The organism is Amycolatopsis thailandensis (assembly GCF_042723255.1).
Lineage (GTDB): Bacteria > Actinomycetota > Actinomycetes > Mycobacteriales > Pseudonocardiaceae > Amycolatopsis > Amycolatopsis thailandensis.
Map to the genome: position 1 here is coordinate 21,280 of NZ_JBHXJK010000097.1, position 12,736 is coordinate 34,015.

At 70.0% G+C, this 12,736-nt stretch carries 17 protein-coding genes; 11 read left to right on the plus strand and 6 right to left on the minus strand.

All coding sequences use genetic code 11. From position 1 onward, the window contains the following. Positions 1-5: 5 nt before the first annotated feature. On the minus strand, positions 6-410 hold the full coding sequence (locus tag ACFWMR_RS30540; protein WP_378380876.1) for a hypothetical protein: 405 nt from the start codon (positions 408-410) through the stop codon (positions 6-8). A 602-nt stretch (positions 411-1,012) separates the two neighbouring features. On the opposite strand from ACFWMR_RS30540, the gene ACFWMR_RS30545 reads away from it, so the two are divergent. From ACFWMR_RS30545 to mscL, 3 genes are all read left to right on the plus strand, one after another. Further along, positions 1,013-1,342, plus strand: a complete 330-nt coding sequence (locus ACFWMR_RS30545; protein ID WP_093935905.1) for an FmdB family zinc ribbon protein — start codon at positions 1,013-1,015, stop codon at positions 1,340-1,342. A gap of 115 nt (positions 1,343-1,457) precedes the next feature. Continuing rightward, the gene (locus ACFWMR_RS30550; protein WP_378380877.1) at positions 1,458-2,099 is read left to right on the plus strand and encodes an SAF domain-containing protein; all 642 of its coding nucleotides are present in this window, start codon (positions 1,458-1,460) and stop codon (positions 2,097-2,099) included. A 94-nt stretch (positions 2,100-2,193) separates the two neighbouring features. Next, positions 2,194-2,598, plus strand: a complete 405-nt coding sequence (mscL, locus tag ACFWMR_RS30555; protein ID WP_093935907.1) for a large-conductance mechanosensitive channel protein MscL — start codon at positions 2,194-2,196, stop codon at positions 2,596-2,598. 6 nt (positions 2,599-2,604) lie between these two features. Here the strand turns inward: mscL and ACFWMR_RS30560 are convergent, their stop codons facing one another. Then, a complete protein-coding gene (locus ACFWMR_RS30560; protein ID WP_208636013.1) occupies positions 2,605-2,778 on the minus strand; it encodes a hypothetical protein in 174 nt (57 codons plus the stop codon). 55 nt (positions 2,779-2,833) lie between these two features. Here ACFWMR_RS30560 and ACFWMR_RS30565 point away from each other — a divergent pair, with 55 nt between their 5' ends. After that, a complete protein-coding gene (locus tag ACFWMR_RS30565) occupies positions 2,834-3,130 on the plus strand; it encodes a hypothetical protein (RefSeq protein WP_378380878.1) in 297 nt (98 codons plus the stop codon). On the opposite strand, the gene ACFWMR_RS30570 is transcribed toward ACFWMR_RS30565, so the two are convergent. Then, on the minus strand, positions 3,127-3,627 hold the full coding sequence (locus tag ACFWMR_RS30570) for a MogA/MoaB family molybdenum cofactor biosynthesis protein (RefSeq protein WP_005155592.1): 501 nt from the start codon (positions 3,625-3,627) through the stop codon (positions 3,127-3,129). The two genes, ACFWMR_RS30565 and ACFWMR_RS30570, sit on opposite strands and share 4 nt — an antisense overlap. Positions 3,628-3,751: 124 nt before the next feature. Here ACFWMR_RS30570 and ACFWMR_RS30575 point away from each other — a divergent pair, with 124 nt between their 5' ends. Together ACFWMR_RS30575 and ACFWMR_RS30580 are read left to right on the plus strand one after the other, a co-directional pair. Further along, positions 3,752-4,813, plus strand: coding sequence for an NAD-dependent epimerase/dehydratase family protein (locus ACFWMR_RS30575; protein ID WP_378380880.1), 1,062 nt, complete (start codon positions 3,752-3,754; stop codon positions 4,811-4,813). A 70-nt stretch (positions 4,814-4,883) separates the two neighbouring features. Further along, on the plus strand, positions 4,884-5,687 hold the full coding sequence (locus ACFWMR_RS30580) for an MBL fold metallo-hydrolase (RefSeq protein WP_378380881.1): 804 nt from the start codon (positions 4,884-4,886) through the stop codon (positions 5,685-5,687). On the opposite strand, the gene ACFWMR_RS30585 is transcribed toward ACFWMR_RS30580, so the two are convergent. Genes ACFWMR_RS30585 through ACFWMR_RS30595 form a run of 3 tightly spaced genes read right to left on the minus strand, consistent with a single transcriptional unit; the run spans position 5,684 to position 8,791 of the window. Beyond that, a complete protein-coding gene (locus ACFWMR_RS30585; protein ID WP_093935912.1) occupies positions 5,684-6,733 on the minus strand; it encodes a sensor histidine kinase in 1,050 nt (349 codons plus the stop codon). The two genes, ACFWMR_RS30580 and ACFWMR_RS30585, sit on opposite strands and share 4 nt — an antisense overlap. Continuing rightward, entirely contained in the window at positions 6,730-7,428 is a 699-nt protein-coding gene (locus tag ACFWMR_RS30590; RefSeq protein ID WP_093935921.1) for a response regulator transcription factor, read from the minus strand. The genes ACFWMR_RS30585 and ACFWMR_RS30590 overlap by 4 nt, the downstream gene beginning before the upstream one ends. 10 nt (positions 7,429-7,438) lie before the next feature. Then, a complete protein-coding gene (locus ACFWMR_RS30595) occupies positions 7,439-8,791 on the minus strand; it encodes a hypothetical protein (protein ID WP_378380882.1) in 1,353 nt (450 codons plus the stop codon). A 131-nt stretch (positions 8,792-8,922) separates the two neighbouring features. Between ACFWMR_RS30595 and ACFWMR_RS30600 the strand changes: the two genes are divergently transcribed. Genes ACFWMR_RS30600 through ACFWMR_RS30620 form a run of 5 tightly spaced genes read left to right on the plus strand, consistent with a single transcriptional unit; the run spans position 8,923 to position 12,311 of the window. After that, a complete protein-coding gene (locus ACFWMR_RS30600; RefSeq protein WP_378380883.1) occupies positions 8,923-9,579 on the plus strand; it encodes a glycosyltransferase family 2 protein in 657 nt (218 codons plus the stop codon). Further along, positions 9,576-10,220, plus strand: a complete 645-nt coding sequence (locus ACFWMR_RS30605; protein ID WP_378380884.1) for a TIGR04282 family arsenosugar biosynthesis glycosyltransferase — start codon at positions 9,576-9,578, stop codon at positions 10,218-10,220. The genes ACFWMR_RS30600 and ACFWMR_RS30605 overlap by 4 nt, the downstream gene beginning before the upstream one ends. Continuing rightward, positions 10,217-10,837, plus strand: a complete 621-nt coding sequence (locus ACFWMR_RS30610; protein WP_378380885.1) for a methyltransferase domain-containing protein — start codon at positions 10,217-10,219, stop codon at positions 10,835-10,837. The genes ACFWMR_RS30605 and ACFWMR_RS30610 overlap by 4 nt, the downstream gene beginning before the upstream one ends. Beyond that, positions 10,834-11,901 carry a molybdopterin-dependent oxidoreductase gene (locus ACFWMR_RS30615; RefSeq protein WP_378380886.1) on the plus strand — a complete coding sequence of 356 codons (1,068 nt, stop codon included), beginning with the start codon at positions 10,834-10,836 and terminating at the stop codon, positions 11,899-11,901. Before ACFWMR_RS30610 ends, ACFWMR_RS30615 begins: the two co-directional genes overlap by 4 nt. Next, positions 11,898-12,311 carry a hypothetical protein gene (locus ACFWMR_RS30620; RefSeq protein WP_378380887.1) on the plus strand — a complete coding sequence of 138 codons (414 nt, stop codon included), beginning with the start codon at positions 11,898-11,900 and terminating at the stop codon, positions 12,309-12,311. The genes ACFWMR_RS30615 and ACFWMR_RS30620 overlap by 4 nt, the downstream gene beginning before the upstream one ends. Positions 12,312-12,736 lie beyond the last annotated feature (425 nt).

Consider the following 12,736-nt stretch of genomic DNA (forward strand, 5'->3'; position numbering starts at 1 on the left):
AGGACTCAACCGCCCGCGGTCGCGCCCTTCCCCTTGCCCCCGATCAGCTGACTCACCCGCTGCGGAGTCAAACCCAGTACCGCGGCGATCTCCCGCCCCGAAAGACCGGAAGTTCCGAGTTTCTTCGCCACTTCCCGCTGCTTCGCCGCGGCCTCGCGCTGCCTGCGCTCCGCGTCCCGCACATCGGCGCGCGCCGACCTGACCTGCTCCGCCAGCTTGGCGTCCAACTGGGGTACGACGTCCACCTCGAAGGAACTTTCGTCGTCGAGATCGAGAGCGAACGCGATGTACTCACGAGCGACGGCCTCCGCCTTGGACAGGGTGCTCGCCTGCGTGACCCCGACACCGTCGACATGCAGTTCCCAGCCGCGCTTCCAGCGCTTGGCCACGACGACATAGGTGTCGGTCACTGCAACCACCCCTTCGAAGACCTCGAATAATCTAGCCCCCCTAGACTCTGGATCTCCAGCGAACCAGGTCGAGGTGCCCGTTTGAGACACTTTGCACGGCTTGACGTTGTCGACCGAAAGGCAAAGGTGTCGCGCTCACCGCTCGCGCGCCTGCCGGGTCCGGGTGTCGCGAAAGCCACTTTCGCGACGTCTGATGCCCCGAAAGTGGCTTTCGCGACGTTGGATCCCGCCGGCCTCACATGTGCGGCATCGAGCGTCAGGGCAGCACGTCCCGAGCGCCACGTTCGAGACGATGAGCGTCCCAAGCGTGGCGCTCGGGACACACTCACCGACCCGACACGACCGGGGGAGACGTTCCACCCGCCCGGCACGACAAGTTCGACTCACCCTCAGCTCCGCGGAGGAAGTTCACAGGGCTCATCCCAGGCCGCACCTTGGTCCGGAGCAGTTCCCGGTCCGGCACGGAACAGGCACGGGACAAGTGGCGTGACCAGGTCCTCATGTGACCTTGGGAAACCTTGTTTGACCTGCGTCGGAATGCCCCGGTACCGTGTGGCGTTAGCACTCTTGTCGGCTGAGTGCCAATGCACGAAGGAGCAGCAGTGCCCACCTACCAATACGCCTGCAAGGAATGCGACCACGCTTTCGAGGCCGTGCAGTCGTTCTCCGACGCGAGCTTGACCGTGTGCCCGCAGTGCTCGGGCCCGCTTCGCAAGGTCTTCAGCTCGGTCGGCGTGGTCTTCAAGGGCAGCGGGTTCTACCGCAACGATTCGCGCGACTCGAAGGCCAACACGACTTCGAGCTCGTCGTCGTCCAAGTCCGAGACCAAGACCGAGAGCAAGTCGGAGTCGAAGACCGAGTCGAAGTCGGAGACGAAGAGCTCGGCATCCTCCTCCACGGGTACGACGAAAACGGCCGCCGCCGCTTCCTGACGTCCCGAGTTGTCCACAGGCCCCCGGTTATCCACAGCCGGGGGTTTTCGTTCTTTCAGGGCGTCGCACCGGCCCCTAGCGTCGAGATCATCACCGATCGACGAGGGGGAATCCCGTGTTCCACTATCTGCCCGTTCTGCGAAGACTCAGCGGCAGGCCCGCGAGGCTGCTCCGCCGCTGGCTCGCGCTGTCTCTGCTGCTCAGCGGCCTGGTCGCGCTCTTCCTTCCCGCGTCCGCACGCGGTGCGCCCGGCACCGCGACCGTGGTCTCCGCCCGCGACCTCCCGGCAGGGTCGGTGCTGCGTGCCGGGGACCTCAAGCTCGTCGACCTCCCGGACGACGTCCGTCCACAGGGCGCCACCGGCCGGGCGGCCGCTGTGGAAGGACGGATGCTCGTAGGGGCGGCGCGGGCGGGTGAGCCGTTGACGGACGTCCGCCTGTTGGACGCGGCCATCCCCGGATCGGGTGATCCCGAGAGTTCGACCGTCCCGGTGAGGCTCGCCGACGCCGGTGTCGCCGAGCTGCTCAGGCCGGGCCTGCGGGTCGACGTCGTCGCGGCCGCCGAGGCGGGAAGAGAGGCGTCTGTGCTGGCCAGCATGGCCGTGGTGGCGGCCGTCGGCGAGCAGGGCACCCGCGACCCGAAAGCCTCCGGCGCCGGGAGCAAGGGACCTTTGGTGCTGCTTTCGCTGCCGTCCGCGATCGCGACACGGGTCGCGGCCACTTCGCTGGAACGGTCCTTAACGGTTACCCTCCGCTAGCTCGCGCCTGCCCGGTGGCGGCGGGCGCCTGCGTCCCCCCGGTACGGAAAAAAGGGACGGTCGGCGAACCGTCCCAGGTGAAGAGGAGAGCGTCTTGCTCAAGGGTTTCAAGGACTTCCTGATGCGCGGGAACGTCGTCGACCTCGCGGTCGCGGTGGTCATCGGCGCGGCGTTCACGGCGATCGTCACGGCTTTCACGAACGGCCTGATCAAACCGCTGATCAACACCATCGGCGGTTCGGACGCCGCCAAGGGGCTGGGGTTCAACATCCTCAGCGCGAACGACGCCACGTTCCTCGACTTCGGTGGCGTGATCAACGCCGCGATCAACTTCGTGCTGGTCGCCGGTGTCGTCTACTTCGTGATCGTGCTGCCGGTCAAGCACGTCCAGGAGCGGCGCAAGCGCGGTGAAGAGGCGGGCCCGGCGGAGCCGACCGACGTCGAACTGCTCACCGAGATCCGCGACCTGCTGCGCGCGCAGCAGAACCGCCAGGGCTGACCCGAATCACCGGTCGTGATGAGGCGGCCGGTTCTCCAGGTACCACGAGTCGGAGTCCGGGGTGCGCTGCCCCGGCTCTCGCTCGTCGGAGGTCGTGTCGGGCAGGACGTCGCCGAAGATCTCGTCGACCCGGCGTTTGGACGCCGCGGCGGGGCGCTTGTCTTCGTCTTCACCTGGCATGACGTCCATTTTGGCACCGGTCGCGGGGTCCGCCCGCCGGTGGGACCATCAGCGCATGGGCATTGTCGACAAAGCGAAGGAACTGGCCGCGCAGGCCGTTCACAAAGCGGAAGAGGTCGCGGGCGAAGTCCGCGAGAAGGCCGGGCCGCTGGCCGAGAAGGCGGGCGACGTCGCGGCCAAGGGCGTCACGGTCGCTTCGGCCGGGGCGAACAAGGTCACCGGCGGCCGGTTCGAGGACAAGATCGGCCAGGTCACCGAAAAAGTGGAAGGAGTACTCCACCAGGACAAGCAGGACAAGAAGGACAAGAAGGACGAGCCCGGGCCGGAGCCCGGACCCGCCGCCAAGAGCTAGGCCTCTTCGAGCCCGGACAGCTCGTCGATCACGTACGGCACGAGTGACGAGAGCGTCGCCATGCCGTCGCGGACGGCCGCGCGCGAACCCGCGAGGTTGACCACCAGCGTGCTGCCGGAGACGCCGACGAGCCCGCGGGAGATGCCCGCGTCCACCGCGCCTGCCGCCAGTCCGGACGCGCGCAGCGCTTCGCCGATGCCCGGGATCGGGCGGTCGAGCACACCGGCCGTCGCGTCGGGCGTGCGGTCGCGCGGGGAGACCCCGGTGCCGCCGACGGTGATCACCAGGTCGGCGCCGCCGATCACCGCGGTGTTGAGCGCGTTGCGGATCGCGGCTGTCTCGGCCTCGACCACCACGACACCGTCGACGATGAACCCGGCCTCTTCGAGCAGCTCCGTGACCAGCGGTCCCGTGTTGTCCTCGTGTTCGCCGTGGGCGACCCTGTCGTCCACGATGACCACCAGTGCGCGGCCCAGCCGTTGTGCGCTCCGTTCCATAGGCACACCGTATCCGGTTTCGGCTGATCTTCGCTGCCGCGGGTGCCGCCCTAGTTGTGACGATTCCCTGACGTGAGCCGCCGATCCGGGGCCGCGGGCGAAGATCGCCCCTAGCGTCGGGGAAGTGCGAACACTGGTAACCGGCGGGGCCGGGTTCATCGGCTCCCACATCGCCGATCTGCTGTCCGATCAGGGTCATGAGGTCGTCGTCCTCGACAACCTCCTGCGCACCGCGCACGGTTCGTCGCGCCCGCCCGGGTACACCGGCCGCCACCGGTTCCTGCGTGGCGACGTCACCGACACGGAACTGGTCGCCGAACTGCTGGACGGTGTCGACGCGGTCTGCCATCAGGCGGCCGTCGTCGGCCACGGCGTCGACCCTTCCGACGCGCCGTCGTACGCGCTGAACAACGACTACGGGACGGCCGTGCTGCTCGCCGCGATGCACCGGGCCGGAATCCGGAAACTGGTGCTCGCGTCGTCGATGGTCGTCTACGGCGAGGGCCGCTACGAATGCCCCATCCACGGGATCGTCCCGCCGTCGCCGCGAAAGCAGTCCGATGTGGACGCCGGATGCTTCGAGCCCGCGTGCCCGGCGTGCGGCGCCGAACTCGACTGGCGACTGGTCCCCGAGGACGCGCCGCTGCGGCCACGAAGCACGTACGCGGCCACCAAGCTCGCGCAGGAACATCTGGCGGCGGCGTGGGCGCGGCAGACGGGCGGGACGGTCTGGGCCATGCGCTACCACAACGTCTACGGACCTCGGATGCCGCAAAACACGCCGTACGCCGGTGTCGCGTCGCTGTTCCGGTCGTCGCTGCTGCGCGGCGAGGCACCCATCGTGCTGGAGGACGGCAGGCAGCAGCGGGACTTCGTGCACGTCCACGACGTCGCGAGGGCGAACGTCCTGGCACTGACCACCGACGGCCCCGAAGGCGACCTGACCCCGCTGAACATCTGTTCCGGCCAGCCGCACTCCGTCGGCGAACTCGCCGTGGAACTCGCGAAGGCCTGCGACGGCCCGGCTCCGAAGATCGCCGGAGGCGCCCGGCCCGCCGACGTCCGGCACGTCGTCGCCGACCCCGGCCGCGCCGGACGGCTGCTCGGTTTCACCGCGCGAACCGGTTTCGCCGAAGGCATCGCCGGGTTCGCCACCGCTGAGCTGCGGGAACCGGTCGCTTCCTGAAACCGGGAACAGACTCCGCCCCCGGCCGGTTGTCGTTCCCGGCAACGGAATCGACTTTTTGGGGGTTTTGGTGGGCATCACCGTCGGAGACATCGAGATCGAAGCGCTCGGGGACGGCCTGATCCGGCTGCCGCTCGCGTTCTTCCCGGGTCTCGACCCCGAAGCCCACCCGGACGTCTTCGACGAGGACGGCACCGTGCACGTCCCGACCGGCGCGTACCTGATCCGCGGCGACGGCCGCACGATCCTCGTCGACACCGGTCTCGGCCCGCGCGAATTCGCCTTCCCCAAGGGGATGACACCCGCCAAGGGCGATCCCACCCCGCCGATGGGCACGGGCGGCGACCTCGCGGCAGCGCTGGACAAGGCGGGCTGCCCGGTCGAAGAGATCGACACCGTCTTCCTCACCCACCTGCACAACGACCACATCGGCTGGATCGCCCCCGAAGGCGACCTGACCTTCCCCAGCGCTCAGGTCGTCTTCGGGCAGCTCGACTGGGAAGCCCTGATCGAGCCTGCCGGGACGGGCGATTGGCCCCGCGTCGGCATGGAGACCGCCCGTGGCGCGGGCCTGACCGAGGCGATCAGCGGCGACGTCGTCGAGATCGCGCCCGGGATCGTCGCGAGACACGCCCCCGGCCACACGCCGGGGCACTACGTCCTCGACCTCACCGCGGACGACGAGCGCCTGCTGCTGCTCGGCGACGTCCTGCACACGCCCGCGCAACTGACGGACACGCGAGTGGGTTTCCTCGGCGACGTCGACCCGGACCAGGCGCTCCGCACCCGGCAGCGCTTCCTCTCCGAAGCCGAAGAGACCGGCGCGCTCATCGCGCCCGCCCACTTCCCGGACATGGGTTTCCTGCGCCTCTAAGGCATCGCCAGCGGCAGCCTGACCTCGAAGCGGCAGCCCGGACCGTGGTTCCGGACGCCGATGCGGCCGCGATGGGCCTCCACGAGGCCTTTCGCGATCGCCAGCCCGAGTCCGCCGCCGCTCGCCAGCCCGCCGCGTTCGGGCGTCCGCGCCGGTGTCCCGCGGAACGCGACGTCGAAGACGCGCCCGATCTCGTCGTCGGGGATCCCGCCGCAGCCGTCGGAGACCGCCAGCAGCGCCTCGCCGCCTTCGATCCCGATCTGCACCGCGACCGTCCCGTCCGGCGGGGTGTGCCGCACGGCGTTGGACACCAGGTTGCGCACGATCCGCGCCAGCTCCGGATCACTGCCGGAAACCACCGGCCAGACGGTGGCCTGCTCGATCATCCGCACGCGTTTCTGCTGCGCGAGCGGGGCCTGCGCGGCGACGGCGTCGCTCACGACGTCGCGCAGCGGAACGGCCGCCATGGTCAATTCCAGCGCGCCCGCGGTGATCCGCGACAGCTCGAACAGGTCGCCGACCATGCCGGACAACCGCGTGGTCTCGCCGCTGATCCGCCGCGCGTAGCCGGTGACCTCGATCGGTTCGGCGACGACGCCGTCGGCGACGGCCTCGGCCATCGCCTGGATCCCGGCCAGCGGGCTGCGCAGGTCGTGGCTGATCCACGCGACGAGTTCGCGCCGCGACGCCTCCGCCGCGCGCTCCCGTTCCCGTGCCTCGCGCTCCCACACGCTGCGGCGCGCGATCATGCGGCCGAGCACGAGCGCGGCCGGCACGGTCACCAGCGCGACCAGCACGCAGACCAGCGCCATCGTGGTCAGCGCGGGGGTGAACATGAACCCGCTGATCCCGAGCACCGCGATCAGCGTCGCGAACACGGGGATCAGCACGAGCATCGTCATCGTGCTGGCCAGCGAACCGCGTCTGAGCAGGTACAACGCCAGGACGCCGAGCAGCACCACCGGCACCGCGAACATCAGCGCGAACGGCAGGATGTGCCAGGCGTGCGTCAGCATCTCGCCGAGCGACTCCCCGGAGCCGATCACGGCCGCACCGGGTCGTACCGGTAACCGACGCCCCACACGGTGGCGACGCGGACGGGTTTGGCCGGATTCCGCTCGATCTTCTCCCGCAGCCGTCGCACGTGGACGGTCACGGTCGACTGGTCGCCGAAGTCCCAGCCCCAGACCTTCTCCAGCAGATCGGCGCGGGAGAACGCCACCCCGGGATGGGTGAGGAAGAACGCGAGCAGGTCGAATTCCCGGCTCGTCAAGGGAAGTTCGACGCCGCCGAGGGTCGCCTGCCGCGCGGTCATCTGCAACGAGAGGTTCCCGTCGGTGATCAGCCGCGCCGCCGGTTCCGGCCGCGGCATCCGCGCCCGCCGCAGGACCGACGCCACGCGCAACGCGAGTTCCTTGGGGCTGAAAGGTTTCGTGACGTAGTCGTCGGCGCCGAGCTGGAGTCCGGCGATCCGGTTCTCCTCCTCGCCGAGCGCGGTCAGCATGACGACCGGTACCTGGCTCACCTGCCGCAGCCGACGGCAGACTTCGAGCCCGTTGAGGCCGGGCATCATGACGTCGAGGACCACGAGGTCCGGGCCGGTCGCCGAAAACAGCCGCAGCCCCTCGGTGCCGTCCCCGGCGACGTCGACGTCGAAGCCCGCGACCTCCAGGTAGCGCCGGACGACGTCCCGCACGGTCTCGTCGTCGTCGACCACGAGCACGCGGCCCTGCTCTGTCATACGGTCCACCTCACCAGCTCGTCAGCACCAGATGGTTCACCACCAGCGCCGTGGCCGCCGACGCGGCGAGCCACCATCGCCGCCCCTTCGACGGCAGCAGCGCCACCGCGGGCAGCAGCCACACCTCGAACGGTAGCCAGATGCGTTCGACCTCGGCCTTCGACAGGCCGGAAAGGTCGGCGAAAGCGATCGTCAGCGCCGCGGCCAGCACGATCAGGGTGACCGGGTCGCGCAACGACCGTTTCGGCTCGGCGAGGAACGCCGCCCCGGTCCGTCGCGTCCCGGCGATCACGGCCGGGCCGATCGCGATCAGCACCGCCGCGATATCCGCCCACACCCAGTAGGAGAACGGGCGCAGCGTCGCGATCCCCTGGTAGTAGCGCTCGACCACCAGGTGATACCCGTCGAGCCACCAGAACCCGCTCAGCGCGAACGCGACGACGACCACCGCGACGCCCGTCAGGGCGAGGAGCAGGATCCGCCACTCGCGGGTCAGCACGACGACGGCCAGCACGATCACGCCCAGCAGCACGAGACCGTAGGAGAGGAAGAGCCCGAACCCGAGCAGCAGACCACCGGGGAGCGCGAGGATCCGCCGCCGGGTGGCGAGCGCCAGCAGCGCGATCCCGGTCGCCGTCACCCCGGCGAACAGCCCGTCCGCGGAGACGCCGATCCAGATCGCGCCCGGGGTCAGGACGGCGAACGGCAGGACCGTTCGCGCGGCGTCCTGCCTGCCCAGCGCGGAGAGCGTCACCGGCACCGCGACCACGGCCAGGCAGCCGACGAGCACGACGAACGTCGAGGCCCAGGCTCCGCCGTGCAGGCCGAGCCTGCCGAGCCAGACGAAGACCAGCGTCGCGCCCGGCGGATGCCCGGAGACGTGCGTCGTCCACGAGTCCGGCTGGTAGTCCAAGATGCGCGAGGAGAACTCGCTCAGCATCTTCGGGATGTCGGTGATCCCCGGTACCTCGTGCAGGTACTCGTGTTCCGTGGTGAGCCTGCCGGTGAACCCGCGTGCCCAGCCGTCGATCATCGCCAGCGAAAACGTCCAAGCCAGCGCGGTCACGTATCCGAGCGCGAGCAGCGGACGCCAGCTCAGCCGCGCGGCGAGCAAGGGACCTTTGGTGACGACGAGGAGCGCGAGCACGACGGCGGCGACCGAACCCGGCCCCACATGCGGCAGCCACAGCCCGAACAGCGGCGGCGCGAAGGCGTAGATCACCACGCCGGAGCCGGGACGGTTGTAGTAGAGGCCGACCGCGATCGCGGCGGCGACCACGAGCATCGCCAGCCCGACGGCGATCAGATCGGCCCGGCGGCCCGTGCGGGAGGGGGCGGTGACAGTGGACATCACCGGCACCATAACCGCGTTCCCGCCGCCCGGCGGCCTGGATCCGCGGTCCGTCAGAACTCGGTAAGAACTTCGCCGACGTCATGATTCGGTAAGCATGCCAAGGGTTTTCGTCCGTCCAACTCGGACTTAACGTGCGATGGGTGAACGATGACCAGGTTGACGTCGTGCTCCCTTGCCTCGACGAGGCCGGTGCCCTCCCGGGGGTGCTGGCGGCCCTGCCCGCACGCTATCGGGCGATCGTGGTCGACAACGGATCGAGCGACGGTTCCGCCGAAATCGCGGCCGCGCTCGGGGCGAAAGTCGTCCACGAACCCCGCCGCGGCTACGGCGCCGCCGTGCACACCGGGCTGGAGACGGCCACGGCGGACGTCGTGGGTTTCGCCGACGCCGACGGTTCGCTCGACCTCGCCGAACTGCCGATGCTGGTACGCGGACTCGCCGACGCCGAGATGACGGTCGGCCGCCGAGTGCCGACCGGGCCGGGTGTCTGGCCGTGGCACGCGAGAGCGGGCAACGCGGCGATCTCGTCCCTCCTGCGGCGCAAGGGTTTGCCGGTTCACGACATCGCGCCGCTGCGGGCCGTCCGGCGGCGGGCACTGCTCGACCTCGACGTCACCGACCGCGCCTTCGGCTACCCACTCGAACTGCTTCTCAAGGCACAACGCGCGGGCTGGCGGGTCGCCGAGTACGACGTCTCGTACGGCGAACGCGCCAAAGGCACGAAGTCGAAGGTCTCCGGCTCGCTGCGCGGAACCCTCCGTGCGGCAAAGGATTTCGGGCGGGTGCTGAGCCGATGACCTTCTGCCTGTTGATCGTCGCCAAGGCGCCCGTGCCCGGTTTCGCGAAAACGCGGCTCTGCCCGCCGGCGACGCCGGAACAGGCCGCCGAGATCGCCGCCGCCTCGCTGCTCGACACCCTCGACGCCGCCCTGCTGACCCCGGACGCCCGCGTGGTCGTCGCCCTGACCGGCGACCTCGACAAAGCCGCTCACGGCAGGGAAATCGCCACCGCACTCCGGAAAACAGAGGTGATCCCCCAGCGCGGCGACGGTTTCGACGTCCGCCTGGCCAACGCGCACGCCGACGCTCCCCGCCCCGGGGAATCGGTGCTGCAAATCGGGATGGACACCCCGCAGGTCACGCCGGCTTTGCTGGCCGAGGCCGCGAACCGGCTCGAAGACTCCGTCCTCGGACCGGCGGAAGACGGCGGCTGGTGGGCGCTCGGGCTCAAAGATCCCCTGCACGCCAAGGCCCTCGCCGGGGTCCCGATGTCCCGCGACGACACCGGCCGCCAGACGTTGCGCGCGCTCGCCGACGTCGGCCTGAACCCCGGGATCCTGCCCACACTGTCCGATGTGGACACGATCGCGGACGCGCGCCGGGTCGCGGCTCTCGAACCGGCGAGCCGGTTCGCCCGAGCGGTCGCCGAAGTCCGGTGACCGCCTTCGACCGTGGCCTGCTCGGCCACCGCTGCTGGCTGGAACTGGCGACCGGGGAACGCGTCGACCTGCCGGTGGACCGCTGGACGGCCATCCCGTGCGACGGCGACGACGTCCTCCTCGACGCCTGTGACGGCCCGACCCTCGACGTCGGCTGCGGCCCCGGCAGGCTCACCGCCGCGCTGTCCGAACGCGGCGTCGCCTCGCTCGGCGTCGACATCTCGGCCACCGCCGTGCGGCTCACCCACGCCCGGGGCGCCGCCGCGCTCCACCGGGACGTCTTCGACCGGCTTCCCGGAGAAGGACGCTGGCGGCACATCCTGCTCGCCGACGGGAACATCGGCATCGGCGGCGACCCGCTCCGGCTGCTCGCGCGGATGGCGGAACTCGTCGGCGACGGCGGCACGGTGCTCGTCGAACTCGATCCACCCGGACGCGGTATCCGCCAGGACCGGGTCCGGCTGCGCCCGGGCAGCGACGACACCGGCAGCGCCTGGTTCACCTGGGCGTGGGTCGGCGCCGAGGCGATCGCGGAACTCGCCGCCCGCACCGCGTTCCGGGTCGTCTGGGCCATCCGCCGCGACCACCGCTGGTTCGCCTGCCTGGAGAAAGCATGAACGCGACCTCGGAGCGGGTGACGTCCCGGATCGGGCTCGCCCTCGCCGTCACCTTCACCCTGTGCTTCATCACCGGCCTGCTCAGTCATCTGATCCAGCATCCGCCGTCGTGGTTCGGCTGGCCGAGCCGCCCGGTCTGGCTGTACCGGGTCACGCAGGGCACGCACGTGATCTCCGGGATCGCGTCGATTCCCTTGCTGCTGGCCAAACTCTGGAGCGTCTACCCGAAGCTGTTCGAGCGCCCGGTGATCCGTTCCCTGCCGCACGCTCTCGAACGCCTGTCGATCCTGGTGCTGTCCGCGGCCGCCTTCTTCGAACTCGTCACCGGCCTGTTCAACGTCGCGCAGAATTACCCGTGGAACTTCTACTTCCCGCAGCTGCACTACGCCGTCGCCTGGGTGGCGATCGGCTCGATCCTGGTGCACGTCGCGGTGAAGCTCCCGATCGTCCGCCGCTCGGTAACCCAGGCGCCCGAACCTTCGCGACGCGCCTTCCTCCGCACGACCTGGCTGTCCGCCGGGGTCGCCGTCGTGGCGACGGCCGGGGCCACGGTTCCGTTGCTGCGTAACGTTTCCGGGCTGTCCTGGCGCAGCGACGAGGGACCGCAGGGCTTGCCGGTGAACCGGACCGCCGAGGCGGCCGGCGTCCTGGGCGCGGCGAGAGATCCGAGCTGGCGGCTGTCCGTGGTGACGCCGAAGGGCACGAAGACCTACTCGCTGGACGAACTCCGCGCCCTCCCTCGTACCTCCGCCGAGCTGCCGATCGCGTGCGTCGAAGGCTGGAGCCAGTCGGCGCGGTGGAGCGGTGTCTCGCTGCCGGAGTTGCTGCGGCACGCCGGAAGCACGCCGGGAACGCCGGTCCGCGTGTTCTCACTGGAGAAGGCCGGGCCGTACGGCGTCAGCGACCTCCCCGGCGAGCACACCGCCGACGAACTCACCCTGCTGGCGCTGGAACTCAACGGCGAAGTCCTCGACGCCGACCACGGCTTCCCGTGCCGGATCATCGCCCCGAACCGCCCCGGCGTCCTGCAGACGAAATGGGTCGACCGGTTGGAGACGCTGTGAAGACGTTGCGGCTGCTGCTGTTCCTGCCCGGTCTCGGCGCGCTCGCCTGGGGCGCGACGTTGTTCGCCGAGTACGCCTTCCCACTGCGCCCGGACGTCTTCGGGACACTCGGCTGGCTCGCCGGCGGCCCGCTGGTACACGACCTGCTGATCGCGCCACTCGTCGGCGTCGCGGGATTCGCGCTGAGCAGGTTCCTCCCGGCACGCTGGACGACCCCGGTCAAGACGGGCGCCGTCCTCACCGGTGTCCTGACCCTGATCGCGTTCCCGTTGCTGTGGCGGCCTTTCGGCGGCGCCCGGAATCCCGGGCTGCACGACGCCGACACCGTCACCGGCCTGCTCGTCACGATCGCCGTCGTCTGGCTCGGCGTCCTCGTGGCCGCGCTCCTTCCCCGAAAAGCGCGCGATTGAGGGACAAGGCCAGGGTGGTCGTGAGTGGCGATTCGAGTTAGGGCCAACCGTGACTTGAGTACCTACGGTCCGGCGTTTTCGTGTGACGGCACGGACGACACACGTGACTGGGTGGACGGCTCGCGTGATCAGACGGACGACACGCGGCGCCAGCCGAGTCCCCGTCGCGTGTCGTCCGGCCAGTCACGCGTGTCGTCCGTCTGATCACGCGTGTCGTCCGTCTGATCGCGTGTGTCGTCCGTCCGGTCACAGGTGCCGTCCATCCGGTCACGCGAGTGAGGCGATGGTGTCGTGCTCGACCGCTCGCGTGCCTGCCGGGGCACCCGGCCGAGTGCGGCGGCCTTCACGGACCCGGGCGCGGTGAAAGAGGTCCGGAGCGCGCATGGCGAAGTGGCCATGCCACTCGGCCCATATCTGCCTCCATC

Coding starts and splice junctions, on each gene's coding strand:
- ACFWMR_RS30560 (WP_208636013.1), bottom strand. CDS start 2,778: ATGCCAGGTGAAGACGAAGACAAGCGCCCCGCCGCGGCGTCCAAACGC.
- ACFWMR_RS30565 (WP_378380878.1), top strand. CDS start 2,834: ATGGGCATTGTCGACAAAGCGAAGGAACTGGCCGCGCAGGCCGTTCAC.
- ACFWMR_RS30570 (WP_005155592.1), bottom strand. CDS start 3,627: ATGGAACGGAGCGCACAACGGCTGGGCCGCGCACTGGTGGTCATCGTG.
- ACFWMR_RS30590 (WP_093935921.1), bottom strand. CDS start 7,428: ATGACAGAGCAGGGCCGCGTGCTCGTGGTCGACGACGACGAGACCGTG.
- ACFWMR_RS30595 (WP_378380882.1), bottom strand. CDS start 8,791: ATGGTGCCGGTGATGTCCACTGTCACCGCCCCCTCCCGCACGGGCCGC.
- ACFWMR_RS30605 (WP_378380884.1), top strand. CDS start 9,576: ATGACCTTCTGCCTGTTGATCGTCGCCAAGGCGCCCGTGCCCGGTTTC.
- ACFWMR_RS30615 (WP_378380886.1), top strand. CDS start 10,834: ATGAACGCGACCTCGGAGCGGGTGACGTCCCGGATCGGGCTCGCCCTC.